27 protein-coding genes are annotated in these 26,971 nt (G+C 59.7%); all 27 read right to left on the reverse strand.

Annotated features, from left to right (window positions below; genetic code table 11):
* Positions 1-19: 19 nt before the first annotated feature.
* Positions 20-322: a hypothetical protein gene (locus AK829_RS06380; RefSeq protein ID WP_052205107.1), complete on the reverse strand. Its 303-nt coding sequence runs from the start codon at positions 320-322 to the stop codon at positions 20-22.
* Entirely contained in the window at positions 298-714 is a 417-nt protein-coding gene (locus tag AK829_RS06385; RefSeq protein ID WP_052205108.1) for a hypothetical protein, read from the reverse strand. Before AK829_RS06385 ends, AK829_RS06380 begins: the two co-directional genes overlap by 25 nt.
* A 52-nt stretch (positions 715-766) precedes the next feature.
* On the reverse strand, positions 767-1,051 hold the full coding sequence (locus tag AK829_RS06390) for a hypothetical protein (RefSeq protein ID WP_052205109.1): 285 nt from the start codon (positions 1,049-1,051) through the stop codon (positions 767-769).
* Positions 1,052-1,807, reverse strand: coding sequence for a peptidoglycan recognition protein family protein (locus AK829_RS06395; RefSeq protein ID WP_052205110.1), 756 nt, complete (start codon positions 1,805-1,807; stop codon positions 1,052-1,054).
* A gap of 43 nt (positions 1,808-1,850) precedes the next feature.
* On the reverse strand, positions 1,851-2,243 hold the full coding sequence (locus tag AK829_RS06400) for a hypothetical protein (protein WP_052205111.1): 393 nt from the start codon (positions 2,241-2,243) through the stop codon (positions 1,851-1,853).
* A gap of 125 nt (positions 2,244-2,368) precedes the next feature.
* On the reverse strand, positions 2,369-5,746 hold the full coding sequence (locus AK829_RS06405; RefSeq protein WP_052205112.1) for a collagen-like domain-containing protein: 3,378 nt from the start codon (positions 5,744-5,746) through the stop codon (positions 2,369-2,371).
* Positions 5,746-6,591: a PALP domain-containing protein gene (locus AK829_RS06410; protein ID WP_052205113.1), complete on the reverse strand. Its 846-nt coding sequence runs from the start codon at positions 6,589-6,591 to the stop codon at positions 5,746-5,748. Before AK829_RS06410 ends, AK829_RS06405 begins: the two co-directional genes overlap by 1 nt.
* A complete protein-coding gene (locus AK829_RS06415) occupies positions 6,582-7,295 on the reverse strand; it encodes a hypothetical protein (protein WP_052205114.1) in 714 nt (237 codons plus the stop codon). Before AK829_RS06415 ends, AK829_RS06410 begins: the two co-directional genes overlap by 10 nt.
* Before the next feature lie 2 nt (positions 7,296-7,297).
* Entirely contained in the window at positions 7,298-13,720 is a 6,423-nt protein-coding gene (locus AK829_RS06420) for a phage tail tape measure protein (RefSeq protein ID WP_052205115.1), read from the reverse strand.
* A gap of 3 nt (positions 13,721-13,723) precedes the next feature.
* A complete protein-coding gene (locus tag AK829_RS06425; protein ID WP_157045306.1) occupies positions 13,724-14,083 on the reverse strand; it encodes a hypothetical protein in 360 nt (119 codons plus the stop codon).
* An 80-nt stretch (positions 14,084-14,163) separates the two neighbouring features.
* Positions 14,164-14,523, reverse strand: a complete 360-nt coding sequence (locus AK829_RS06430) for a hypothetical protein (RefSeq protein WP_052205117.1) — start codon at positions 14,521-14,523, stop codon at positions 14,164-14,166.
* 93 nt (positions 14,524-14,616) lie between these two features.
* Positions 14,617-15,222 (reverse strand): hypothetical protein, encoded by a 606-nt coding sequence (locus AK829_RS06435; protein WP_052205118.1) that lies wholly within the window; start codon positions 15,220-15,222, stop codon positions 14,617-14,619.
* Between the two features lie 477 nt (positions 15,223-15,699).
* The gene (locus AK829_RS06445; protein ID WP_232305669.1) at positions 15,700-15,924 is read right to left on the reverse strand and encodes an HK97 gp10 family phage protein; all 225 of its coding nucleotides are present in this window, start codon (positions 15,922-15,924) and stop codon (positions 15,700-15,702) included.
* A gap of 96 nt (positions 15,925-16,020) precedes the next feature.
* A complete protein-coding gene (locus AK829_RS06450) occupies positions 16,021-16,389 on the reverse strand; it encodes a hypothetical protein (protein WP_052205120.1) in 369 nt (122 codons plus the stop codon).
* Positions 16,386-16,796: a hypothetical protein gene (locus AK829_RS06455; protein WP_052205121.1), complete on the reverse strand. Its 411-nt coding sequence runs from the start codon at positions 16,794-16,796 to the stop codon at positions 16,386-16,388. Before AK829_RS06455 ends, AK829_RS06450 begins: the two co-directional genes overlap by 4 nt.
* 15 nt (positions 16,797-16,811) lie before the next feature.
* Entirely contained in the window at positions 16,812-17,135 is a 324-nt protein-coding gene (locus AK829_RS06460; protein WP_052205122.1) for a hypothetical protein, read from the reverse strand.
* A complete protein-coding gene (locus AK829_RS06465) occupies positions 17,136-18,104 on the reverse strand; it encodes a major capsid protein (RefSeq protein WP_052205123.1) in 969 nt (322 codons plus the stop codon).
* Between the two features lie 17 nt (positions 18,105-18,121).
* Positions 18,122-18,760: a capsid assembly scaffolding protein Gp46 family protein gene (locus AK829_RS06470; RefSeq protein ID WP_052205124.1), complete on the reverse strand. Its 639-nt coding sequence runs from the start codon at positions 18,758-18,760 to the stop codon at positions 18,122-18,124.
* Between the two features lie 90 nt (positions 18,761-18,850).
* Entirely contained in the window at positions 18,851-19,162 is a 312-nt protein-coding gene (locus tag AK829_RS06475; protein WP_052205125.1) for a hypothetical protein, read from the reverse strand.
* A gap of 2 nt (positions 19,163-19,164) precedes the next feature.
* Positions 19,165-20,637 carry a hypothetical protein gene (locus tag AK829_RS06480; protein ID WP_157045307.1) on the reverse strand — a complete coding sequence of 491 codons (1,473 nt, stop codon included), beginning with the start codon at positions 20,635-20,637 and terminating at the stop codon, positions 19,165-19,167.
* 110 nt (positions 20,638-20,747) lie between these two features.
* Positions 20,748-22,079, reverse strand: coding sequence for a phage portal protein (locus AK829_RS06485; RefSeq protein WP_052205127.1), 1,332 nt, complete (start codon positions 22,077-22,079; stop codon positions 20,748-20,750).
* Between the two features lie 6 nt (positions 22,080-22,085).
* Positions 22,086-22,691 (reverse strand): terminase, encoded by a 606-nt coding sequence (locus tag AK829_RS06490; RefSeq protein ID WP_232305670.1) that lies wholly within the window; start codon positions 22,689-22,691, stop codon positions 22,086-22,088.
* Positions 22,675-23,631 (reverse strand): terminase, encoded by a 957-nt coding sequence (locus tag AK829_RS06495; protein WP_232305671.1) that lies wholly within the window; start codon positions 23,629-23,631, stop codon positions 22,675-22,677. The genes AK829_RS06490 and AK829_RS06495 overlap by 17 nt, the downstream gene beginning before the upstream one ends.
* 105 nt (positions 23,632-23,736) lie before the next feature.
* A complete protein-coding gene (locus AK829_RS06500) occupies positions 23,737-24,198 on the reverse strand; it encodes a hypothetical protein (protein WP_052205130.1) in 462 nt (153 codons plus the stop codon).
* A 225-nt stretch (positions 24,199-24,423) separates the two neighbouring features.
* Complete coding sequence (locus AK829_RS12440; RefSeq protein ID WP_157045308.1) at positions 24,424-24,579, reverse strand: hypothetical protein; 156 nt, start codon at positions 24,577-24,579, stop codon at positions 24,424-24,426.
* A 201-nt stretch (positions 24,580-24,780) separates the two neighbouring features.
* Positions 24,781-25,344, reverse strand: a complete 564-nt coding sequence (locus AK829_RS06505) for a hypothetical protein (protein ID WP_157045309.1) — start codon at positions 25,342-25,344, stop codon at positions 24,781-24,783.
* A complete protein-coding gene (locus AK829_RS12445) occupies positions 25,341-26,639 on the reverse strand; it encodes a hypothetical protein (protein WP_157045310.1) in 1,299 nt (432 codons plus the stop codon). The genes AK829_RS06505 and AK829_RS12445 overlap by 4 nt, the downstream gene beginning before the upstream one ends.
* Between the last annotated feature and the right edge of the window lie 332 nt (positions 26,640-26,971).

Below are 26,971 nucleotides of genomic sequence, written 5' to 3' on the forward strand. Positions count from 1 at the left end.
CAAGATCACGCTTTCCTAGCTAGAGGTCAGCTTCTACGGACTCATGCACATCGAGCTGCAGCGCCGGATAACGCTGACGCACCTGCCGCAAAGCAGCCAAGCTGAAGTTGTACTTCACCTCAAGCGCCTCCTGGGCTTCTTCGAGCTTCGCCACACGGTCCAACAATGTCTTGAGCAAGTCCTGCATCTGCCGTTGCGCATTATCCACCGTATCCTTGCCCCGCACATCTGCCTTCGGCTTCTCACGCGCCGTCAAAAAGCCAAGATAGGCCGGAATCACTGCCGCAAGCACGAGGGCTAAGCTCTCCCAGAACTGTTCCATGCTCTCGCCCCCTTCGGGTCTGCTCGAATATCAAGCGTGATCTCACCGCGCTTCCCCCTCCACACAGCCCACATCGTCATCACAGCCAGCGCCAAAAACACACTGCCACGCTCCAAAAACGTTGCGAGCGAATCAGGAAGAAACGCCATGCCCCACAGGCTTATCAGCGCCACCGACAGCGCCAACGTCACGACCCCGGCCGTACTCTGATGCCACACCGCAGTCACAAGGCACGCCACGCCAAGCAAGACCGCCACCGTCACCCACGCGGTAACCGGAAGCCCAATCAGCGTCAACGGATGCGGGCCCGCCGGGCCGCGTCTGATCAGCCAGCCTGCTCCACGAGCCAGAAAACACAGCCCAAGAATCAGCAGCGCGGTAGCGTCAGACATTAAAAAAGCCCGCAGCTTTAAGGCTGCAGGCCGACACTTCAACGGCAATCTATCAATCGGCATAGCCACCACCACGTGCAGCCTGCTCGAGGCGCGGTGTCATTGATGGGGTCATCGCGTCACGTGTGAACCGATTCACGACGAACCCCACCGCCGTGGCGAGCACTGTCAGCACGGTGCCAGTCGTGGTGTTCTGCCAATCCGTAGACTCTGCCAGCTGCGCAAGGACCGCGACCACCCCTGTGAGCACAATGATGATCGACCCCTTATACCTACGCCACCACGGCTCAGAGGCGATCACGTGCTCCGCGGCTCGAGTCAATGCGTGCTCACCCATCTACCGCACCCCCTTGGTGTCCTTGAAACCGTCGATACCGAGCTTCTCGCCGATGACCGCAAGCGCATCAACTACGGTGCGCCCGCCGAGCTGTGGCCAGCCGGGGTACTTCCCTAGTTCGCCGGAGCCGGTGAGCTGCGCGTTCGTGTCACGTGAGTAGCGCTTCGCTTCGTCGAGTGCTCCTACTTGTTCGGGTCCAAACATGGTGATTCCTTTCTCTTCGGGTTGTGGTTTTGCCATTGCGTCGTACCAGTACTGCGCACGGGCAATGTAGGCGTCGTGGTACTTCCCGCCCGGCCGCAGGTGGTGCGGACAGCCCGTCATGCCACCTGACTCGATGGAGTGGAAGCGCACGTTTTGCCCACTGACCGGGCGACCAAGCTTGTAGTAGCGGCAAATAGCAGCAACCAGGTGCGCGCCTGCCTCCAGGGTTTTCTCGCTGATAGGCCAGTCCTGCGCAGCACCACCCGAATTGGAGTGCTCAATCGCGATGGTTTCTTGATTGGAGCGTTGATTCGCGTTCGCCCACGCCGTATCGGCGTCCCACACCGCCTGCCCAATCACCCCGTCACGGTCAATGCAGTAGTGCGCGGATGCCGGGCGGTCCTGCCACACCCGCACACACTCCTTGACCCCACCGACCATGGCCATGTGATGCAAGGTGACGTGGCGGATTTGCCGCCCACCACGCCCTGGTGTGAAGTGTTTTCGTGTCAGATGTACAAGGTCTGGCTCGAGCGTGAACCAATCTTTCATATTTACCTCCTTGGGTATAAAAAATGCCCCTTGTGGTGGGGCTTTAGTTGGTCTCGACGTCGTCGGTTTGCTGCCAGCGTTCGCCCATAATCGGGTGTGTAGTGCCTGGGGCGAACATGATTGCGCCATCCCCGGTGGCCTGCCACGTCTTTTCCTCATGGGTGACGATGTCGCCATCGATGTATGCGTCAGTGATGTTCTCCGGCTGCTTCCACGCAGCTCCTGGCTTTGGCGCGTTGTTGAGCGTGGCGCGTAGCGTGGTCACGATTTTGGTTTCGCTGTCCCACACGTACGGCAGTGCTTGGCGGCGTTGACGCTCAGCTTCAATGTCGTTGGAGCGGTCCCAGCATTGACGTTGGTGCTCATCAAGCTGAATATCAGTGAGCTGGTCCAACGTCTTGTTCCAGAATTCGGGGGTTTCGTGTTTTTGTGCCATCAGATGGCCTCCTTCTCGTCTGAGTAGTTGTTGATTGCGTGTCTGCTGCTTCGGCAGTCTGGTTGAGGTTTACATACAGCCACCCCCCTTCGCATGTCGCCATATAGCCTGCCCTGCAGTAAAAACTAGTTTTCGATGTGAAACGTAAATTCAGCCCGCGAGTCAGTCTTCAACACACGCCGCTGACTAGAATTAGGAGCATATGAATACGCCTGCACTGCAACTGACTGCCCAGGTTTCACGTCGCAGATGCCACTAATCTTGGCCACCCATGTCCTTTCCCCCAGCGGACCTAACGGGCCAAACCGGTGAGAGCTCCACTCCCCATACCCCTTGCCGTCCACACTGATCCGCAACGCATAGGTGTTTCCACGATTAACGTTTGTAAACGCCACATCGACATTGAACTCAAGCCGTGTAGCTCCCGACGGGGCTGTAACCGTCATCCCCGGCACAGTTGTGTATTGACCGCGAGGTGCGTCCCAAGACGTGTTTGATGGGACGAGCGAACGCTTCTCCATACGCAGCGGATACTTCTCCCACAACACAAGCACCGGGTAGTTATAACCGGCAGGGATAGAAAACTCCCGTTTCGCCCCAACTGTTTCCATCCCGTAACGAGTGGCCTGCCAACTACTGTCAGAGTTATAACTCCATTCCCACGTGATCCAGACCAGTTTGCCAACCCAAGACCCATTAGCAACCAGCTTGGATCGTGACGGCCGGGACACCCTCTCCGTACTACTCTTCTCGTCCAACAGGTGGAACCCCATACGACGTGACTCGAGATTAAAAACCCGATCGGACAGCATCGATACTGCGCTAGTAGTCAGGCCTTGCACATAATCTGTGACCTCTTTATTTGTCCTGTTAACTTCTTCAAGTTCACGAATACGGGTGGCATTGTCGCTGATCTGCTTCGTCTGTAACGCGTCAATCTGCGCCTGATCGGGAATATCCAGCTCCAACGACAAGCCAGCAATCCACAGGTTACCCTGGGCACCGTCTAGGAGGTTGAAGCGAAAAACGTCCAGGTAGACGTACTCAACACCCTCTTTAAACTCGATTGTCGAAACCACCTTCGTAGTCTCCGTCGGCACCGTGAAAAAACCAACCAGGTATCCACTAGCACTCGAGTCGGAGAAGTCGGTCACCGGCCACGGCTGCTTCGCTTCCTTCGCCGTTTTGTAGTTGCCCTTGTTTACGGTGCCGTTCACCGAACCCGACTTCACCGCATACGCACCGTTCTGGTCGCGTATCTCGATGGACATTCTGGTGTTCGCCACCGTTGCCCGACACCAGAACTGTAGCCGGTACTTCTGGCCAGGCTGCACCTTCACCAACCGCTTCGGCGGAGCTTGGTACGCATACGTTTTCTGTGCTTTGGAGTACATGCGCCAAGGGTGGCCTTCGGGGCGGGGCCAACCGTGATAGTTGGCCGGTAGCTCCTTGTCGCAAACTTGCCACCAGATCGGCTCCGGCACAGTCGGGTTCTTCGCCGTCGGCTCGTGATGAATCAACGACCCACCGATCGGCACAATCGTGCCCGCACGCAGCTCGTTCACCGTGATCGAATCAGCGGCGATCCGCCTGGCATCAATGGTCCCGGACGTGATCTTGCCCGCATCCAGGTTGGCGATCACCTGGTTGCCAAGAGTTTGAGTTGCCCATGAGGAACCTGTCCACCGCCACTGGCCGATAATGGTCGTTCCCGAGTATCGGAACCACGTATCCCCCTCACGCTCACCACGAGTATTGCCCGGTGCGCTTGTTGCGTACCACACGCGATTCTTCGAGTTTGCTGACTCGTTACTGATCGCTGTCGCTGCTGACACGCTGGCTTCCTCTGTGGTTGGTGACCAAGACACGGAGCCATTCGAGTAGGTGGTGCGAATGGTGGTGTAGAGGGTGTTCCCAACCTTGTAGGCGGGTTGGGTGGTGGACCAGCCTGATGGGTTGCCGCTGCCTGTGGGGGTGGCGGGTTTGTTGGTTGCCCACTGCCAGAAATGAGTAACGTCTTTTACAGACACGCCTTGTGCGCCTGTCTGCCCTTTCGGGCCAGGTGCACCCTGCGGGCCAGTAGCGCCCTGCGGGCCTTGAGGTCCACGAGCCCCGGTATTACCTATCTTGCCGACGCTGTAGCCCGTCTCCGATGTCCCATCCGAATACGACCAAACAAACCGCGTCCACACAAATCGACCTGGTGCGACGGTGGGTGGTTGTGACTGCCAGCCTTGCGTTGGTGGTTGGGTGCCAGAGGTCGACTGAGAGTAGGTAACAACGGTGCTGACAAGCTTCGTGCCGTCTTTGCCAGGTCGGCCGTCGCTACCGGTCTCACCCTTCGCGCCCTGCGGGCCTTGCGGCCCACGAGCGCCGGTTTCGCCTTTCGCGCCAGGGGCACCTTGTGGGCCGGTCTCACCGATCTTGCCGACGCTAAAGACTTCCTCAGTGCTGTTATCCGTGTAGTGCAGCACCATTTTTGTCCACACGAATCGCCCTGCAGGTACATTCGCCGGTGGCTGAGATTGCCACCCCGACGATGGTGCAGTCACACCAGACGCAGACTGGGCGTACGTCACCGTGGTTTGCTGCACGCCCACACCGTTTTTGCCCGGCGCGCCGTCGCGGCCGGAGTCGCCTTTCGGGCCGGGAGCGCCCTGAGGGCCACGGGGGCCTGGCAGGCCAGTGTTTCCTGTCACCAATACTGCGGGGCCTCGTTCTACGCGGCCGTCACCGAACCAGGTAATGGTGCGTTGCCATACAAACCCCACTGTGGAGGGCGCCGGTGCAGCTTGTGACCAGCCCGAGGACGGTGCCTGCGTGCCGGACGGTGACTTTGCATACTCAACGACGGTGTCCACCACCGCTTTATCAGCGGCTTTACGCGCCTGTGCTGCCTGCGTTTCAGCAGTACGGGCCTGTGCCTGCACTGCACCTACTTGCTTGCGGCGCTGTGCGGATTCCTTTGCAATGGCTTCGCGCACACTGCGGTTTTGCTCCTCAACCAGCTCGGCGTCGCGGATGGTTTGGCCGCCGACGTGGACGCGGACGCCAAGCGGGTCTTCTGGCGCTGAGGTGTAGGTAATCGCTGTTACGGGTTGCGAAATCACCCTATTGAAGACCAGGACGTCGACGACGTCGCCGACTTCGTAATCCTCGCCGGGGGTCCAGGCGCCGAGGCCTGCGCCGGTGATGTCGCGTTCAAAGTAGACGTCTTCTGCAACCTTGCGTTGTGACGCGTCGACGACGGCTTCGAAGTTGGAGTAGCCGGCATTCGTTTCGACGGTCACGTCTGCGCGGGCAAAGGCGATGTCGAAACGCCCAAGCTGCTCTGCTTCTTTGGGCCGATACACGTAGCCGTTGGTGTATCCGTCGTCGGTGTAGTCGTCTTGCGCGAGCTCGCGGCCCTCCGGGAGCACGACGTTAAACGCACCGTACGTGTAGACGGCTACTCTCGCGCCGACGGTAATTTCACCGCCGTCGGCAACAAGTTTGATGCTCATTATGCACTCCCTTTCACATCGAAATTGATTACTGGCTCGCCTGTGGTCTCTGGGAACACCATCGACGCGGTAATTGCGACACCGGCGGCGGTCGCGCGCGGCATCACCACATCCCAGATGAACCCGTCGTCAGGCTTGATCAGTACGTCGTCAATCTGCCCTTCTGTGGGCGTTACCGAAACGGAAAACGGCGACGGTGCAATCCCCGCCAGCGTTGTCACGGCTTCAACGGACTCGCGGATGACCCGCCCGATAACCTCGTCGGCAGGTCCGGCAATGACCTGGTCGCTGAGATAGGAGTCGTAGAAGTCCACCTCGGCGATATCGCGCGGGGTTTTAAACCGTGCGGACTCGTCGGTGACCGCCAGCCAGTCCCGCTCGAAGGTGCGAAACGTCGTCTTTGCCCACTTCGCTGGCTGCGAAGGGCACGGCAACTGCTGCAAGAAGCTCAACACGTCCACACCATGCAGCGAGATTTCACGAAGCTTGTCCGACGGGCCTGTGGCCATGCGCTGGGCAACCCGGTAGCACCACGAACTGCCGGGACGCTCAACGAGCACAAACCTCGTCTTCGGGGTGGGTGCGATCGCACCGGAAGGCTCAACACCAATCGTGTCGTCCACCAGGGCGCGCGCGGCAGGATGCACCCCGCTATCCATCGCGGACACAGGGAACGTCACCTGCAGCGATGACACGGCGTTGCGTTCACGCGGAGCCTGCATCTCAGACGGTGCTGGCAGGTCACACAGCGGGTGGCCGTTCTCGTCCAACAGTCCCAAGTACTGCCCTGTCGATTCCACCACCGCTTTACGGTGTGCGGCGAACTTGGCCCAATCTACTGCCACGGTGACCACCTTCCAATACGCCATATCGCGTCACAGCGCGATAGCCCTAAACTTGCCGATCCTCCTGGAGGCACCGGCTCGGAAAATCCTGTTACTTGGCTCGATGCTGCTGTGTTGATACGCCCAGCCGTGCGCACGGTAAACCCACCCTGCGGGGAAGTATCCAGCGTTGATAACGCCGCCACCGACGGCAGCACCGTGTCAAAGCCAGACGGCCACCGCACCGACGCGGACGGTCCAGACCACTCAAACGTCGGCCAAATCGGCACATCCCCATCATTGACAATCTTCGCGCCACGCTTCGGCGACGAGCGCCACACACCATCAAACGACACCAACGGGATCTCCATCTCTATAAGCAGCTCACCATCTGGCGCGACAGCAGGAGGAGCAACCATCTCACGCAGCCTCACTGCCAGCTCCCACCCGTTGACCACAAGAAACGCATCAACGTTCGGAGAAAACCAGCCCGCCACCTGCGCAAAAGTAAACGGCGGCTCCACAAGCAGCTTCACGCTGCCCTCCATCACACCCGTCGTGAAGCCATGCAGCACCCCGCCCGGCGCGAAGCCGGATTCGGTGGTGACTGCTTTGGGTTGGCCGACCAGGCCGGTGATGCCGGCGGCGGGCAGGGTGACGGGTGAGGGACCGTTGGGGGCGACGTCGTGGAGTTGGCCTGCGTGGTCTCTGATTCCGAAAATCATTGTCACATCCTTGTCTTGTAGTAGTTCGCGCCGTTTTTGCCTTCCAGGACGGTGACGCGGTGTCCGACTGCGCTGATTTGGTCTCGCATCTCGCGGGCGACGTCCTCTGTGCGCATGTATTCAGTACCTGGCAGGTTGATGGTCAGCTCTGGGAGCATGTTGCGCTCGATTGCCTTAAACCGGCTGTCCATCTGAGCAGCCAGTTGCTGTTCCCTGGTGCGGGCAAGCTCGGTTTCGACGGCGGCGCGCAGCTGCTCATCGCGAGCCCGACGCGCGGCTTCCACGTCTTCGCGCGTCTGGTAGCGCGCGCTGATTTGTGGGATGTCGATTTGGTTAAGAGTGGCTTCTGCCACGCGGGTGATGTCGACGTCGCGCAGTGCTGCGCCGTCCATCGCTGCGGCAAGTTCGTTGCCCCAGGTGTGTGGCAGGCGTGATGGTGGCAGTGGTGCTGCGCCTGGCAGGTCGTAGTTGAACCCTCCTGGTGGGAGGGTGTTGTAGATGTTTTCTGCGGTCTTGGCGATGGCCTGTAGCTCGGTGACCTGCTTGGTGGTTTGCTCTGAAAGGGTTGTGCTTTGGCTTCGGTTGAAGTCCATGAGCTCTTTCAGTGCGGTTTTCACGCCTTCGTCGGAGGTGCGGTAGTACTCCGCCATTGACGTGAAGTAGCTGGCCTGCTGCTCGGCTGTGGCGAGGTCGCCGCGTGCCTTTGCTTCGCTTGGTGCGTACTGCGCGTCAATTGCGAGGTTTCCGACTTCAACCTTGGTTTCGGCGAGTGCCTTTTCGTAGTCGGCGATTTGCTGTTCCATTTGCTGGGTTTCCAGCGCCCGGACAGCACGGCCTAACGAGGTGTTTTTCAAAGCGGCCTCGATAACCTTCTGCGCGTCCTCCGTCGAGTTCCAGAACCCGTAGTGCCCGGCGCGAGCCATGACCTGTTCGATTTCGGAGACGTACTTGCCGTATTCCGGGGTGCCGCCGAAGTGCTCCTTCAGAATGCGCATGGCTTCTGCTTTCGCTTGTGCGGCAGCACGCTCGTACCTACGGGACTCCTCGATCTTTATTTCCTTGCGGTCGCGGGCTGTCCAGTCTGCGGACTCTGCGAGCAGCTGCGTCACGCGCTGCATGCGCATGGCCTGTGGGGTGGACAGTGAACCGTCGCCAAGCGAGGTCATTGCTTTGAGCCTGCCAGCCTGTGCGCTAAGCAGTGCGGTTGCTGACTTCGCGGACAGTGCTGCCTTGGCTGCGGCCTTGGAGGAATCGAGCAGTTGCACAGCGGCGTCCGCGTTGGCTTTGAGTGCCTCGGCTTGTGCCTTGTGGGTCTCGGCTTCCAGTGCGAGTTTTTCACGCACCGAGCCTGTGACTGCGTCGACGGTTTCTCCGAAGGTGAGCTTTCCGGTTTTCAGACCGGCGATGGTGCGCGCCCACAGGTCGTCCACGCTGGTGCCGATAACACGCAGGGAACCGAGTTCGGCGCTGGTGAGCTTGGCTCTCGCATTGGCCACATCCACGATGCCGCGCAGTTGGGTCTGCGTGTAGTTGGCTCGGGCTTGGCCAAGCTGCCACTGCGCCTGCTGCTCGGCCAGCAGTGCGTTGACAGCGCCCATGCGCAGCTGTGTCAGCTGGTTGCGAGCCTCGTCAATGCCTCGTGCCAACGTGGCCATCATCTCGACGGACTGGGTCAGCGTCTCAAGGCGCGCGGCTTCGACGCCGTTGATTTTCTCGATGATCCAGTCCGCGATCTTGCGGACAGTTTCATACACCGTCTTGCCGAGGTTATAGACCGCCTTGGCGGCTTCGATGGCCAAGGTGATTTGCCCGGCACCGATCTGTGCGGCGAGCTGAGCGGTGTTGTAGCGGGTCGTGTTGAGGTTCTTTTCCGCCTTAATCACCGCATCTGCAGCCTTATCGCGGTCCTTGGCCCGCTTCTTGCCTTCGGTGTCGAGCTTCTCCGCGGCGTCCTCACGAGCCCGGCGAAGCTTCTCTTCTGCGTCAGCAATCCTCTCAGCCGATGGGTTCTTCGCACTCCTAGCGCGCGCCACCGCTTTCTCCGCGTCCTCAAGCTTGCGCTTGGTCTGCTTGTCGTAGCCACCGTCTTCGGCATCGAGCTTGGCCAAGGCTTCACGCGCTTCAGCCAGCTCACGCTCCCGCTCGGCGATTTCTTCCATGCCGTCTTTCGCGGCCTGGCGAGTGTCCGCAAGACCACGCTCGGCATCACGCAACCCACCGAATACCTCCGGGAGCAGCGCACCACCCACACCAAGACCGAACCTGGTGGGGTTGGCGTGGAAGTTGCCGGCAGCGACTGCAAACGAGTTCGTCAGATCGTCCACCACATCAAACGCCGAAGTAGGCGCATCTGCAATCGAGCGAGACCCATCCTTCGGAGCGATTGCCTCAAGCCCAGCTGCGGTGGAATCCAGATTCTTCGAGGCCTCCTTGAACCCCTGGACAACACCGGGCAGCTCGGCAGCAACCTCACGCATAGCCTTAGTGAAGGCTGACAAGTTCGCCCACTGGCCATCGGTCAGTACCGGCTCCGGCTTGCCAGAGAGGTTCATGGCCACAGCACCGTGCGGCAAATACCCGCCCTGGTCGTAGAGCTTCGCACCAAACAACGACGCGATGATGTCAAAGGTCTGGTCAGCCGCACCCCACGACACATTGGCTCCACCAGCAGATGCATACGAGGACACACTGTCTGCAAACGCACCCACGGACTCCGCCATCTCGTCGGCACCCGGGAAATGCGCCCAATCAGTAAAACCACGGCCCTCAAGCGGGCCAGCAGTGCGACCGATGGTGAAACCACCACCAGTGTTGCCGCCAGACTCGACGAAAGTACCGTCAGCCAGCTGCATGGCAGTGTGCCCGTTGGCACCGCCACCCTGGTCCCACCACCCAACAGTGATGTCACCAACGCCGCCCTTACCAGGCTGCGCGCCACGAGCAGCAAGCCAGTTGCCCTCCGTCACGGTGGACATGCGAGAGGTAAAGGGGTCCTCGCCACGAAAGACGTTGACCGTGGCCGATACTGCGCCGGAGCAGTCCACACCACCCGACGAGAAGCCACCCAGCAAGTACGGTGTGCCGTCAAGAAACGCCAACTTGCTCTTGATTACGCTAGACGAGACCAGCCCACCATCTGCAAACCCCGGCAGCTTCGGGAACACGCCGGCGTTAATCGCAGCAAGCTCCGCGTCGTACTTGTCAGACGAAGCCCGATTAATGACCCACTCGCCCGCATCCAAGCGCGCCAGCGGGCTGCCTGCAGCATCCACGCCCACAAACCCGTCGACGATCTCGGTGCCTGGCCCCGTGGTCGGCAGGCGATAGCCTGTGGCCACACCGCCTGTGGCCAAGCCCGGCGCGCGTCCACCGGATGCACGCCCTGGAGCGTTGCTTACGACGGTGCGCTGGCGGGTTGTGATGGTGATTTCCTTGTCCTGCAAACCGCGCAGGCGGCGGCCGACGTCGTCAATCTCCTTCTTGGCCTGGCTGGCGTCAGCCTCAATCTTGGCTTCCTTCTTCTTGCCCAGTTCGGTCTCGACGTCCTTGATGAATGTTTCGACGTTTTTCCGGGCTTCGTCAGTCGGTGCCTCGATCTTTGTGGTGTGCTCGTCTGGGGTCTCGCCAAGTTGGATCCCGAGTTGCCTCAGTTGAGCCTGTGCGTCGTCGGAAAGCACGTTGAGTTCGACAGATTGCCCCTCCGGCAAGTCCTGCAGCAGCGCCCAGACAATTGCGATTTCTGTCTCCACGGAGTCCGCGCCCTGCAGCTGCACCAGGGTCTCGACGACCTCTGGCATAAGTGCGTACTGCTGGCGAAGAGACTCAATCTGCGGCTCGGTCAGCTCGTATTCGGCTGCAAGATTTGCAAGCCCAGCTTCTACAAGACCGTAGGCTTCTTCTGCATCGCCGCCGGCGTTGACCGACGACAAGAATGCGTCACTGATCGCCATCAACGAAGTGTGCAGAGACTGCGCGTTCTTGTCTGTGACTTCAAGCTTGCCCGACTGATCAAACAAGGTTTCGCCAAGACCTTCGCCGTCGATAATCGCCGACGCTGCGGACTCGCTGACCTGCTCAACAGTCTTAGCCAGGTTCATCATCGCGTCCTGCGTGGAAGCAGGGAGCATACCCATGGCCTGCAGGACTTGCTTTAAGGCGCTGAGTCGGTCCTCTGCCGCTGCAGACGAGTCCGCCAGCACCTGCATACCCGCCTCAATCTGTGCAGTCGCAGGTGCCACACGCTGCGCGGCAAGGACCTGCTCGTCCAGAGCTGCTTTGACCTGCAGCAATTGCTCGGCAGCGCGCTGCGATGCCTCACCGCCAGCGTCTAGATGGGTGATCAGCTGTGCAAACTGCGTGCCGCCTGCCGCAACGACCCTGCCAAGGTCATCCATCGGAATCTGCAGCTCACCAGCAGCAGACTTCAGCGCATCATAGGCCTGCTTCGTCTCTGAGACCTGGGTGCGATACTCGTTGAACTCCTTGTTCCAGAAGCCCTGCTGCCACCACGACACATCAGGGGCCTGAATGATGTTGAACGCGCTGTTCATCTGCTCACCGATTGCTGTCATCTGCGTCATTTCGGCATCAGCAATCTTGGCAGCAGCTGCAAGCCCCTGCTCGTTAAGCGCACCGGTGGTGCCCGCGACCGCCATTTGCAACTCAGTTTGTGCTGCTGCAGCGTCGCGTGAGGCCTGTGCCAGCTTGTCTTGGATGGTCGATGCCGCATTTGCCGACTGCACAAACGCACCGACGAGTGCCGCGCCACCCATCATCGCGACGTTAAACGGGCCACCCAGGGCGTTGACGACGCCAGAGACACCACTGCGCAACAAACTGAACCCACCAGCAGCAGCGCCCTTTGCGGCACCACCCAACAGCAGGAGATTGCCACGCGCCACGGTGGCCGTCCTGGACAGACCCTCCATCTCCGTTGCCCAACGCTTCGTATTCGCACCAAGATTGCGCATCGGAGCCGATGCCCGGCGCGCCGAGTCGGCCATGAGAGCGATGGATTTGTGCTTCGATTCGACGACGGCGAGCGCTGCGCCCATGCGGGTCAGTTCCACGCCACTCTTTTGTGCAAGCAGCGTGTGGACCTGCATCATTTCGCCGAAGCCTTTTGCGCTCTCACGCGCGACTGCCATATGAGACGGAATATCAAGCTTCTTGAGCACCGCGAATGCTGCAGCCGCACCGATGATTGGGCCCGAAAGTCCCTGCAGGGCGTTACCAGCGGTCTTCACGCTGCTTTCCATCGGGGCAAAGAGGTCACCTGCGACGACAGCAGCAGTTTTTAGCCCGTTGATTGCGGACTCGGTGTAATCCCCAAGCTTGCCAATGGCAGCAGTAGCCATATCCACACCCGCCACCATCGTGCCCGCCAACGCTTCATAGGTGCCAAGCGCGACATCTTCAACAGTGTTTTCCAGTCGCTCCATGGCACCAGGCAGACCGTGAGTCTGGGCTGCAGCGACCTCTGCGGCCTGGCCCTGACGCGTCACGGCCTCCGAAAGCGAGTCAAAGCCCTCCTTGCCCTGCTGGGCAGCCACACCCGCCATACGCATCGCGTCACTGCCAAACAGTGTTGCGGTAGCGGCCTGGTACGCCTCCGGCGTCATCTTCTGGGCAGCATCTTTCAGCTGCCCCATCAGCACCGGCAGACCGACAAACTGCTCCTGCGCGTCATACACGCTAAGACCCAAAGCTTCGATTGCCGCCTGCGCAGGCTTACCCTGGTTCGTCAGCGACAACAGCGCAGTTTTCAGCAACGTACCGGCATCAGAACCGGTGATACCAGCATTGGCAAACATCGCGATAGCGGTCGCAGTGTCATCAATAGACACGCCGAACTGGTGCGCCACAGCACCAGACTGCTGCAGGGCGTTGGCAACATCGCCTATCTCAGCAGACGAGGCGTTAGCCGCACCCGCCAGAATGTCTGAGACCCGAGCTGCATCAGATGCATCAAGCGAAAACGCCTGCAGGGCCTGGGACTGAATGGTTGCAGCAGTGGCGGCATCCGTTTGAGCAGCAGACGCCAGCTGCAACGTGCCCTTTGCAGCCGCCATCGCCTCCTCGACGGAAAACCCACCCTTAGCCAGCTCCGTCATCGCTGCAGCAGCATCAGAAGCAGACGTAGCGGTAAGCGACGTGTCATTGCCAAGCTCGCGAGCACGCTGGGTGACCGCCTCAATCTGCTCACCCGTCGCCTGGGAGACGGCCCGCATCGAGTTGAGCTCGGATTCAAAATCCTTGCCAACCTGAATGACGGTTTTGGCAGCTTCCGCGCCACCCATGGCCACGCCGAGCGCTGCGCCGAGCTTACCGGCGGCACCAATCGCGCCTTTGAGCCCGGACTCCATCTTGGGGACAAACCCCTTCGTATCCGGTTCAACCAGGATGTCAATCTTGCCACCGGCCATTGGTTATTCTCCTCTCATTTTTCGCAGATCACTCAGCGAACCAAAACGCCGACCGTCAGACTTCGTGACAGTCGGCTGTGCTTTTTCGTGTGCTTCCAGCAACTCGCGCATCAATTCCTCATGGATATGCGCAGGACGGTGCGCGACAGGGAAAATGACTGGGTCCGCAGGAGGCTTAATACCCTCGCGTTTGCGACGGGCACGCTCCCGAGCAACCTCTGGATCATCAGGGTCGGTGATCCAGGAGCGGTACTCGGAGTTGAGCCAGTAGTCGAGGCGATCCACCAGCATTGCCAAGTTCTCGTCCTGGTCAGACCAACGCTCAAGCCCGTCGATGAGCACCGCAATATCTCCATGCCACATGGTCTCGAGTGCGACACGGAAATCAAGCGAATACTGGCGTCGAAACTCAACGAACAGGCGCGCGAACGCGCCCGGCGCGTCTAAGCGGACGCACCAGGAAAAAAATTCCCATCTTCGGACCGAAGCCCGGCGACAATCGCCATGCGCGTCAGCACACGGCCCGCGGTCGGTGCCGCCTCCTGCAACAGACGCTCCACGAACGCCTGCTTCGCGTCATCGTCGGAGTCCGACAGCAGCTCCACGGTCTTCGTGACGATGTCCGTGCTCTCATTGGGCTTATCGATACGCCAGATTTCCACGTACTCGCGAGCCTCACGGCCCGTGAAGTTGCGGCGCAGGCTGATCTCGACGCCGTCAAGGTCAATCAGTTGAGACGGGCCGCCTTGTACGGCGAGCGCGGCGTCCAGGATGTCAATGGCGGTCTTCTTCTTCGCGGTCATGGTTTGTCCCTTCTCGGTACTGGGTAGGTGAAAATGGGCGGGTTGTTTGGGCTTTGTGGTGGTGGCGACCCGCTGCGCCACCACCTGGCCTAATTAGTGGTTTTCCTCGGTGTTACCGGACGCCTCGGAGCCCGCAGACCCGGCTTCGTCAACGGTGACGCCCTCCGGCAGAGCCGGAATGATCTCCACCATCGGAGACAGGAAGGACACGTCGAATTCCCAACCGTCGATGTTCTGGCCATCGATGGCGGCGCGTGTCGCAGGTGCCTTGAGCGTGACACGCGGCGAGTAGAAGAAGGCTGCATCCGTGCCATCTTCGACGCGGATGAAGATCGCGAACTCCTCGCCGACGCCCTTCTCAATGGCGTAGTGCTTGCCCTGCTTGATGATCTTGCCGCCCTGGGCGCGCGTCAGCAGGGTTGCCTTCGTGTTATCCACCGCGCGGAACTTGATGCCCTCCTTGAGCGGATCGCGGGCAATCTTGTACGGGGCCTTGCGGTAGTTGAACACCTGCTTTTCGGTGACGGACTGTTCCGAGGTCTGCTCGAAACCTGCCTCAATACCGCCGTATGCGTCCCACCCCTTAATTGCCTCGGCGAGCAGGTCGCCCTCCGGCAACTTGGTGTCTGCAGGTGCGCGGTATGCGTCACCCGTCAGCCACAGATACGCCTTGCTTGGATCAGCCGTGGTTACAGCCATAATCAACACTCCTTTGAATCTAGGATCTGGAAAATCCCCGGTGCCTGACATGCACTTGGAACCGGACCGGGGCATAAAAAAGGGGCCTGTCGGCCCCACGTTTCAAGTCGAACAGCTGAACAGGTCCGTCCAGCCAACTTGCACTCCACGCTGTTGCGTCGTCGAGTACCTGGTTCTTTGCTCTGCCGAGCAGCTCACCCGCCATCGCGGCGGCGCGCCACACAGTCACATCGGGGTCCTCCCTCAACCGCGAGACCTGGCTATCAGGAGCCCACGGAGTGACCTGGACAATCACCCGATGCAGCAAAGGGTCATCTCCCACGTGCCCTGTCACAGCGACAAGGCAGTGTGGCTTGGTCAGCGGATCAGGCAGATTACGGGTTGTGATCTTGCCTCCGTGCAGACAGTCAGTAAACTCCTTTTGCTCTGCCAGCCATGCACGGATAATGCCCGCTACATATGGCAACGGTCTTACAGTCACTTCATTCGACTCCTCCTTGGTCTCATACCTCGGTATCGCCCGTACTTCATCGCCACTGTCGTCAGCGCCGCATGAGCCGGTGTATCCGAGGTGCCGTACTCCTTGTAGACCGCGTCCTCGTCATTGTCGACGACCGAGACGTCCTGTCCGTCGATTTCGACGGCGATGCCGCCGCGATATGCATACGTCAGCACCGGCGCTAATGGTCGGGCCTCGATCATGATTTCTTGCGCGATTCGTTTGCGGTCAGCGAACGACCCCTCACGGGCCGCATACCTTCGCACTCTGCGCCGGTAAATCGTCAGTTTGCCAATCGCTTAGACCTCCCGCCTATCGCGTTCCGGTGCATGGCGTACTTGCACAGCAACGTACTCCGGCGGCTGGCCAGGAATACCTCTCGGCATGCCTTCGGTAATGGCTTGCCAGCATTGTCCCGTCGGCGCGTAAAACGCATCGTCTGCTCGCACCGTCACGGGTGGTTCGAATAACACCATGCGTTCATCGACCACAGTGGACGCTGTCACCTCGGAAAAGCCACTCCACAGTGGAGCCTGCAGTAGACCGCGTCCAGGAATCTCCTCAACGCCAGCTGGCAGAGGCTCGCCTGTATTCGGGTCAACTTCTTGCTTGTCTTCGGTGATGGCAGCTACCCAACCTGGCTGAAATAGCACTGCTGCACTGATCATCGATACGCTCCCTCCGCAGCCCTCGGTGGCATACCACGGGGCCGAATCGTAAATGCGGCCTGCGACTGCTGTGGAGCCACAATCATCAGCTCGTCAAGCGTCAGATACAGCAGCGAGCCCTGCCCCGCGCCACCATCACCTGTCCACTCCATCGAGACTTCCGGATACGCGAGCTTGTCAAGACCACCTCGCGAGGTCTTATCGATTGCTCGCGTCACCATCGCCTCAACAATGTCAGCGACAACAAGACGGTCAACCAGGCCCTGCTCGATTCGCCGGTCGATGTTCGGCGCACGCGCGCAAATCAGGCGTTCAGCCTGATCAATCCAGCGCATCGCGCGCTGTTGTACAGCAGGTGCAGCGTCAGGCCAGATGTCTTCGGGGGCTTCAAGTAGCCACTTCGCCATGACATCCTCCTCGCTTTACTCCTGGTTCTCCGCCTCGAACGCGTCAACCATCGCGATGATCTGCTCGGTAGTCATACCGACAGGGTCAAGGCCGAGCGCTGCGGCGTACTCCTGCCACTGTGACTTCTTTGCGCGCCCGTCCGGGCGAGACGCAACGGTGAACTCCGGCTCAGCGTCAGCTTCGTTTGCCGGCGCTTCAGCCAGTTCTTCACCGATCCCGAATCCCTGTGCCTTGTAGTACCACAGGAGATCCTGACTCGGATTGCGGCAAACGCCCTCAATGAACACGTCGCCGCCGATGATCCCGTTGTAGCGGACATTCGGTGCTGTGACGATCATTTAGGCCACCTTGACCTTGCGGAGCACACCAGCTGCCTTCGTCGCCTTGAGCGCGACAGCAACCGGCCCCATCTCGACCTCACCAGTCTTGACCGCACCAGAGGTGGAGAAGTCCGGCAGCCAGGTCTTCATCATCTCACCAGAGGTAGTGGTGACACCGTGGAAGCCATCAAGACCGATGCGCACAGCGTAGACACTGGTCACACCCTCGGAGACCGGAATAATCGGGTCATTCGTCCCCGGCTTGTCGCCCGGGTCCACCAGAATCAGGTTGCCGATCTGCTCACGCTCGATGGCGTGGCCATTCGCACCGACAAGCCCATCAATCGGGTTGACCGTGTACATGGACGCCCGGCGCGCTGCGGAACGCAGTTTTGCCAGTGCGCGCTTGTTTGCGAACAGCAGGGTGGGTGCGCCGTCGAGTGCTGCTTGGAGTTCGTCGAGGTCGTCGAGAATGCCAAGTGCGGCGTCTGCGGTGGTGTAGGCGCTCCAGTCCTTCTGGTCGTTGAGTTCCGTTGCGGATCCCAGCAGGGCCTTGGAAAGGCCGTCGAAGCCGTGTTCGTCGACTGCGGAGTCACCGTTGATGACGGCGTCGCTGAACTTGGTTGTGGTGGCCTTGATCAGCTGCGAGGTCTGCAGTGCGATCTCGTCGGAGGTTGCCGGTCCGAGGTGTGCGAGCTGTCGGTCAATCTGGAAGGAACCACCGAGGACCTTCAGGTCTACGGAGTGCTTCGTGGTGGTGACGCTTGCGGGGCGGTACTCGGTGTTCAGCTCGCGGAACTGCGCCGAGCGCTGGGTTGCGAGGCGTCGGTAGGAGTAGGTCAGCGTTGCGCCGCCACCGGCAGGGTTGACTGCGGTGTCGAAGATGAGGTTGTCAAGGATGACGGAACTCTTGCGGAACTCGTCGATGACGGCTGCGTCATAGTCGTCCTGGGTGTTGAGCTTTGCTTGCTCAAGGGTGATAGCCATTGGGCATCACTTCCTTTCTATCGTTGGATGTTCAGGCGGGCGTCTGTGGCCTGCTGCAGTGTCATTGGGGTGACTGCTCGCTGCGTGCCCTGCCCCTGGGAGGGGTCGACGGGTTTGCGGTCGAAGCCGAGCGCTGCGGCGAGGGTCTTGGCGTCGGCGGCGAGTTCTTCTTCTGTGTCGCCACGTAGCCGGTCCGCCATCTCGGCGGGGAGTTTCGCATCAGACAGCACTTTGCTTACGAGCTGTTCACGCTCACGTGCGGTCGCTGCTGCTTCAAGTTCAGCGATCCGCTCGTTAGCCTTTTCCAAGTCGGACTGTGCGCGCTCAAGTTCGGTCATCTTCTCCCGGTCGATTGCGTCAAGACGTTCCTGAAGTTCGTCACGAGCGGCTTCGGCGGCCTGGCGCTTGTCGCGCTCTGCTGCAAGGTCCTTAAGCACGGCGCGTTTACTGCCCCGCCCATCGGGGTTGTCGTCCTCCTCGTCATCGCCCGACTCAGGCTCCTCTTGCTTTTCGACGTCACCGTCCCGGTCCCCGGCGCCAGCCGGCTCCTGAGGAGTGTGTTGGCTTGGCGCGCTTCCCTGCCCGGTGCCGGTGGGTTCGCCGCCGTCAGCTTGTGCGGCAAACATGCGTATCCACGGACGAATACGGTTCTTCATATTGGTATCTCCTTAAATCACGAAAACCCACCGGTAGGTGGGCATGAAAAAACCCACCACGTTGGTGGTGGGTTCCAAACGATTCTTTGACTATTCCCCGTAAGGGAACAGCTCCTCGATTGTTGGAAGGTTTATCTCAACGGCTGGGTCTTGCTCGGCAAACGAACGAATAACCTTGTAAACCTCTTCGACAGCGGTAATCGTAAATAAGTCAGTGTCAAACCACTCAAGAGGATCTTCAAACAACGAGAGAAACGCGGCCTTGGTCTCTTTTTTGGGGGTGCGCCCTGATTCCTTAAACCTTAGTGCCAACTCAGGTAGCCAATACGGGTCTAGATCAAGGTCAGCGTCATTGACGTCAAGCTCACGTTTCAGTTCTGGATACGCATCCCAGGGATTCATTGCTACTGCCCTCCCTTCCAAGGCGCGCTGCTTTGTTGCCCGTTGACTTCAATACTTAATACGCTATCACCGTTTCTTGGGTAAACAGAGTTGATTTTCAACGCATGATCAGAGCCTTTCTTCGTCGGCCCCAACGCGTATTCCACGAGAATACGTCGCCCGCCAGGGTCTGTTGAGGCCTTCTGAATCCGCCATCCTGTAGCAACGGTCCGTGAAAGCTGATCCGGATCTGCGAACGCTTCCTTTTGCAGTCCAATCAACCATTCGGCCAACTCGTCATCATCTTGCTTCGGGAAAAACGTCTTTCTCTCTTGCAACATTACATCCGGATTGGCGTTGCGGAGCAGAGCAATATCTTCACTGCTACGGAGGGCACAGTCATGTGTATGCCCACCTCGAAGAACTATTCGTTTAGCCTTCGTGAGTTTTGGAGCCGTATATTTCGTGATGTGCTCTACAGGCAAGGTCGGGTCAATCTTCGGCACGATCTCCGAGAACTCCTCAAACAACGCCTGATGACGTGCACGCGCAGTATCCGCCACCGCATCACGCACCTTCGCAGGCAACACACCAGGCTTCACCGACCGGATATAGCCGTACCGGTACAACAGCTCCACACGACGCTGCTGGTCGCCTTCGGTGAGCTTGATGATCTCCGGAACACTGAGCCGCTGAACACGAGGCAAGCCTTTCAACGAGCCTGTTGGCCGCCCGTAGTAATACCGCATCGTCTTTGAACGCGACGTCGTAAACGATGAACCAGCCGCCGACATCCCAAGCCGACTATTAACCACCTGGTTGATATCAGCCCCAGCACGAATCGCAGCAGCACCAGACTTCGTAAAGACCTTGTCCTGGTCAGCAGCGCTCAAAGAATCCCAGTACGCCTGAACGTCAAAACCAGGACCGTCGAAGCGGATAGAATCATCATCCGGAACCGCGATCTGTGTGCAATCGCACCCAGGGTGGCGCCTAAATGCCTCGTCCCAGTAACCCCGCTTGCCTGCCAAGACAGCGCATCGCGCGCAACACGGCACATTCGCCACACGAACGTAGAGCGTCTTTGGCCGCATCAGACCGGCAACTGATTTCGCCATCCGCTGGGTATCAATCAATGCGGTTTGAGTAATCGTCGCTAGGAGTTGTCCGCCAGCTTCCCACGCGAGGCGGCGCTGTTGCGGCGTAGGATCCTCGTAGAGCGCTAAACGCTCACGCACGCGCTTGGCTACAGCACGTGGAATGATCTCCAACGGATCCCCATCAGGCATAAACCCGGCAAACGCGTCAGGGTTGAGCAAGCCGATCGGAGTATCCTGCCAGCCGTTGGCCATCAACTCCAGGTTCATCGTCTTGTCCACCAGAGCTGCGTTTTTCGCCTGCGCCCTGGCGATCAACTCAACCACCTTGTCGCCGTATTCACGCTCCCAGACGTCAATATCCATCGGGGAAGCCCGAGGCATCAGATCAATGCGCAACTTGCGAAGCGTATGCCGCACAATCTCGGATCGCTCCCTGGCCTCCATCTGCATTTCTGGCGGCAACGCTCGAAATGACCATGTCGTACTCATTTCGCCTCACCTCCTGCCTAAAGCCCGGCGCGCTCGAACTTGGCGTCGCTGATGTCGAAGTAGTTATCGCGTTCCTGTGCCAACCACTCAAGTTCCTTGTCAATGCGTGCCTGTGTAAACCCAAGTTCCAGCAGTGCACCACGCACCGACAGGATCGGTTTCCCGCCTGTCTTCTTCGACAACGCATCAGCGCGCTGTGCCTCCGTCGGGGTGCCTGGGTCATGCCAAAGAATCGAGATTTTGCCGTCTGACTCCCAGGCGTGGCGTCGGATGCGTTCAGCAACACCGAGTGACCATGCCAAGGCAGCACCAATGGCGCGAGTCATTCGGTCAACCTGCTTGACAAGGCGTGACTCGTCGGCACGAATTGAGCCTTCTGCCGCCGGGTTGGCGGTGTTTTGTCCCATCATCCGCACCGGTAGCCCGGTGACGGTCGCAGCTTGCTCAGCGAGCATGGTGATGGTCTTGTGAAAGCCCGCCAAGTCTGCGCCCGGTAGCTGCTTGACATCCGCCCCCTTCGTCGAAATCGCCCACACACTGCCAAGGTAGGTTTCCCACTCGTCGACGGGGTTGCCGTGCTCGTCTTGGAAGTCGCTTCTGGCAACACCAAGGGCGATCTTTTGGGGCGTGGAGACCGTCTCCATCGCCATTTGCAGCTGCAGCATCACACGGCCAGCCATGTTCACCAACGGCTTGAGGTCAGAGAACTGTGTCTCTCCCTTCCACACGTCATCGGAAGTGTCTTGGTTGAACGCCATGACGACCGGGACGCGGCCCAGGCCGTGCTCGATGCGCTGCACCGCTTCCCACTTACCCGCCCGGCGCGAAATCATGATGGTTTCGTCTGGCAGGTAGAGGGTCATGTGAGTGGCTCTGCCGGTTTCTGCCCGGTAGATGCGCAGTGCTGCTTTGGTGGCACGGGTGATGGGGTCGACGATGGTGGCGAGGTTCTTCGGCGACTCCACACGGATGCGTGGTCTGCCGCCGTCTGGGTCCGCTGCGACGGAGAGGGCACAACGTCCAAGGACGATGAAGTCACGCACCAGCAGTGGCAGGGAAGCGTCAAGGTCGTTTGATTCCCAGTCTTCGCGAAGTTCTTTGTCTTCGCTGGTTTCGCCTGAGCGCAGAATCATGCGCACTTCCATGCGCTCGGCCAGGACAGAGGCGTAGGTGCGACACCAGTTCAGTGGGAACGCGAATGGCTGCACGTCCGGTGGGATTGCGATGCCGAGGTTGCCGATGTCTTGGATTCCTCGGTAGTAGCGCTCGTTTTCCCTGTCAGCTGGTTTGGCCTGCTGAATCTTGTGGAACAGTGCCTGCATTAGGCGTTGTTCTTCGTCTGTGAGCATGTCCGGTCACCTCCTGCGTCTTCCGAGCACTATGACTCCTGATTCGTGTGAATTACCCCAGCCTGCTGCGTGAGCGTCCATTGCTGCCTCGTGGGCAACCACGGAGGCCATTGCCGGGTCGATCTTCTGGTGGTCTGTGGGCTTGCCAAGGATGTACTGCTGGCCAGGCTTTGCGACGCGTTTAGCGTTGGCGACGGCCATTGCGGTCAGCGGACACCCGTCGTGCGTGATTCGCCCCGTGGATAGGTCGATTTCGAAGCGAGAAAGCGCGGCAAACATGCGCCGGATTGAGTTCGTTGGCCACTCAAACACGGTCTCGTCGCCGTGAGCCAGTGACCAATCGCCGATCTCGGAGCGCCAGTCCTGCGGGTCGCAGTACATACGCTCCACGTCGAAGCGGTCAAACAGCTCGTCAACGGCGGCGGTAACTTCGCCGCGGGGAATGCGCCCTCCCCATTGGGCTGGGTTCCAGATGGTTGGGCGTGAATCTGGCCCGTAGCGGGGTGTGAACTGGAAGCCATCGACGGTCTCCGCGCGGATTGCGGTCCAGTCGTTGACTTCCGAGCCGTCGAAGCCAAGGCAGATGCGTGTCCCGTTAGGCGGGTTCGCCATCCATTCCATATGCGCCCTCCCAAAGTCCTGCTGGCAGCCAGGTGCCAGATGCGTAGGTTGATCGGTTGCCGAAGAAGCGCTCTGCTTGCTCCGGGTCACGGTGGTTAAGTTCTTGGGCTTCCGCCTCAATCGAGTCGAGGTTGACCCATGGGGTGCCCATGTAGACGTATTCGAGGATTGCTCGACGCTCTGCTGCGTTTGACCAGCGCAGGTCTGCAGGTGGCTGCGGGTAGAAGCGGAACACGTCATCAACAGGCGACTCGAACGTTTGCTGCGCGACCGAATTGACGGCAGTATTCCAGGCGTTCGTCGTCTCAATCGAACGCCCCGACATACCTGCCAGGCCACGACGCTGGTTATCAGCCAGCTTCGTCATCCGGTTCGACGCGGTCCACAGACCCGTCTCGTCCTGGACGACGAAGCTGACCGGGTTACCGACCTTGGAGTCCGCAGAGGCTGTCACAACGTCGATACGGTCAGCATCTTCACCACCTTCATGGCCAAGAACACGCACGAACGTGCCCAAGTCCTTCAGCAGCCACTTCAACGGTCCCAGACGAATCATCGAGCGCAAAGGACGATACGTGTTATCCGTCTGGTCCTCCGACGTTGCAGTGATCTGCAACAGCGGCGACGGATGCGGCCTGCCCATCGGCTCGCCCGGCATGTACTCGAACTCGAAACCGCACGGACACCCCCAATCAGCACACCGATACACATCACCGGCCTGCGCAAACCCACAAAACTCTGCAGGGCCAACGGCCTGCAGCGCGCACATCGTCGCCGCCCACGGCCCTTTGCCCATCTTCTGCGGCAACACCACCTGCATACGGCGATACCGAAACGCCTGGTTGCCAAGAGGTTCGCCCTCCCAGACAAGCCCGGCGCGAATCTCACCGAACTTCGCCGCGCACCAGAACTGCCAATCCGACCAGCGCATTGGTTCGCCGCGTCGGTAGCCGTCTGGGACCCTGCAGTGTGCTTGTACCCATGCGTCCCACAGGTCGCCAAGCGTTGGAAAATCGACTTTCCAGTCTTCCAATCGTTATTCGCGGAGTCGGCGGCGTATCTGCACCACATTTTGGCCGGCACGAGAGGTGTTCGACTCCGCCTCCTCCTTCTCGGTCTTGGCGCGAACCTCCCAGCCGTTTTCACGCATTCCTGCCGGTGTCAGCCCAATAGCGTCGGCAAGACGCATGGTTTGCGTCATCGTTGAGGGCGAAGCGTCAGGCTGCTCGCTTTTAACAGCCCAGTGGACGTAGTGGGCGATCATCAGCCACCGCCACGGCTCTTCCGCCCAGGCGACGGCTTGCGGATACCGCCACATTTTCTTCCACAGCGCGATTTCGCGATTCGGCCGCTTCGGCAGCGGCCACGCTGGAATCCGACCGGTGTAGCCCTCTGCCGGCAACTGCCGCAAAGAGCCCGCAATCCCGCGTTGCTCGGAGCGTTTCGACGTCGGATCCGGACGCGGTCCGGAGCGAATTCTGGCACCACCTGAACCCACTTTTACCCCTCCTACCTGGTTTTTTGAACCCTAAAAACTTCTTTCCGCCCTCGCACACGGCCCAGGTCGGAGTAGGTCAAGGGGTACTCCCCCACCCCGGCGAAACGCCGGTCCCTTTTTTCCGCCGAGCGGCCACTCCGTGGCGTGAATTGCACGCCCGGCACAGCACCGTCAGAGGCTGATCAGGCGAGCCGCCGAGCACCAGTGCGTCAGCGTGCTGCGCGGTCAAGTCATTGGCTGGATGTGGTGGACGCTGGAAGCCCGGGCAAACGTTTCCGTACCTGGCTCGGTGTGCCGCGACAGCGTCAGCGCGGCGACGGCGTTCGGCCGGGTTGCGGTAGAGCTTCTTCGTTGGGACAGTCTGCCGTTGGCGCTGCTCATGGAGCGCAGCATGGTCTTGACACAGCCCACGCGCATGCGAGGCGGCCGGGCAGCCTGGCACTGCACAGATTGTGTTTGCCCTTGCCATTACGTCACCTCCTGCCAGCAACAACAAAAGCCCCTCACCAAAAGCGGCTGGGGCTTGACAACTCTTACAATGCGCAAGCATAGCAATAGGGGTGGCTGGTCCAAAATGCATGATCATTTCCCCAGCTTGATAACGTCATCTAGGCGCACAAGCCGAGCACCATCAGGCCGCACAGACGACGGGATACGCCCGCTATCCATAGCGCTTTGAATCCGCCACCGTGACACCGGATAGCCCAGATGCTGCGCCCACCTCTGCATCTGGCGAGCAGTCCCGAACTCCGGCGGCTCAACCTCCTCGGCAGCCGGCTCAACCACTTCCAGCACCACAGACACTAGACCCGCAATCTCCGTGGCCATCATCTCAGCCCACGCCTGGCTACGAATCACATCCAAATGGCTCGCCAACCACCGCGCACGCACCGCAGCATCACGCGCTCCAGGAGCTGACTCTCCCACACCCAACGCCGCGACCACGCGGCCACACCAGAACCCGAGTGTGTTCTCAACCTGACAAATCAGATCAGCAATATCGATCACCAAAGGCGGCTTCGACTTCCTACGCGCTGGCGGACTACCTGATCTTTCACCAACTACACGGCGTGGAATCAAAAGATCATCAAGCAGTGGCGCGCGAGACTCCAAAAGATATAACCACCTATCCAGATCATCAATCATCTCTTCCCACCCCTCTTTCCACGTTTCCTTTTCCTTTTAGGTGAAGCCGTATCAGGATCCGGCATTGCCCTAGCCGTACTCTTCCCGTCCCGTCCCGTCCCGACGAATCCAGGTCCGTAACCCTGGCGATCTAGGTTCGAGCCAGGTTTTACCGTTTCGTTACATTCAGATGAAGAACCATCTGCTGGCGCTTCACTGGTGTGGTGTGATTGTCGTCCCTGCGCTCCACTGTCCTGCGCTGCCTCTTGATGGGCTGCTGCACGTGTTGTTCCGGCTGCGGGGTGTCCAACATCATCACCATCACCTGTGCCTGCTGCCTGGTGGTGATTCTTCATCACTTGTCGCACTAGCTCTGCAGTCGCCTCATCATCTGCAATAACCCACCACGGAGCGTCCTCCATAGGGTCACTGCTGCGAGAATCTGGCGCTTCACTGGTGTGGTGTGATTGTCGTCCCTGCGCTCCACTGTCCTGCGCTGCCTCGTGATGGGCTGCTGCACGTGTTGTTCCGGCTGCGGGGTGTCCAACATCATCACCATCACCTGTGCCTGCTGCCTTTTCGGACTCAAGATTCAAGCGTGTCTGTCGCGATTCAAGATGCACGCCATTGTCTTTTGCCCAAGCGCTTGCATTCACAAGTGCGATTGTGTGATCGGTGTAATACGGATACTTCGGTGCTGGTCGAAGCTCTAGCTCCTTTCCCTTCCCTCGAAGGTCATTGCATCGGTGACATGAAACTACCAGAGTCTCTGGCGTCGAATCATGATGCGAATTCAATGAATCAATCTGCGCACGACGCCAACCACGACGAGCTTTCCAAGACACAGTGCGCCCGCACCAACGGCACTGATCACCGTCACGTACACGCACAGTCATCTGCATGTCTTCATCCCTGCTATCTCGCGCACGTCGACGGTCAAGCTCAACCTCCTCACGGGCACGGATGTGCACAAACTCTTCATCAGAGAGGTCAAGCTTGATCATCCACCGCTGAGTAGGGTCCTCTGGCTTCGTCGGGTCTGCTGTTTTCACTCGCTTGGCAAGCCCTGCCGCTTCCAGAATGTCGAGAACCTCCGTCTCCCATCCCGGTGCAACTCGAGAAATCATGCCGATTTCCACGTATCCGTCGGTCAGGTGTGCACCGGAGACCGACGCCAGGAGGGAGAATACGCCAAATGCTGCAGCCCATTTGATGTGGTCGACGGCAAGTGGGTTGTCGGTAGGTGCTGTGGCTGAAAGAAGGCGTGACATAGCAGGATGTGTTAGCTCGTTGTCGCCGTGGCGCGTCCATGCCATGGTGGCCTCCTTTCTGGATTACTTGCTGGTCCTGTTAGTTCTGTTGGTTCGAGAGAGATGCGGGTAGCAGTCATTGCAGAGCCCTTCGCCTTGGTGTTGTGGCGCTGGCGTCTCCGCAACGCGCTGTGGTGATGCGCGTTGTGGCCACATTCGTTGCCCACATCCCCTGCAGGTGGTCTGCCGCTCCGGGGCATCTGCTGGCGGGAGCCTTTGCGGTCCCGCTCCGCTGACGCTGTTGGGCAACAGATCGCAGTACCGGCCCGCCACAACACCTGCGACACAAACGCCGGCGCGCTCCATGTCGGACAAGTACCTCTCACACGCCTCAAGCG

This window comes from Corynebacterium riegelii, from assembly GCF_001263755.1.
GTDB classification, from domain to species: domain Bacteria; phylum Actinomycetota; class Actinomycetes; order Mycobacteriales; family Mycobacteriaceae; genus Corynebacterium; species Corynebacterium riegelii.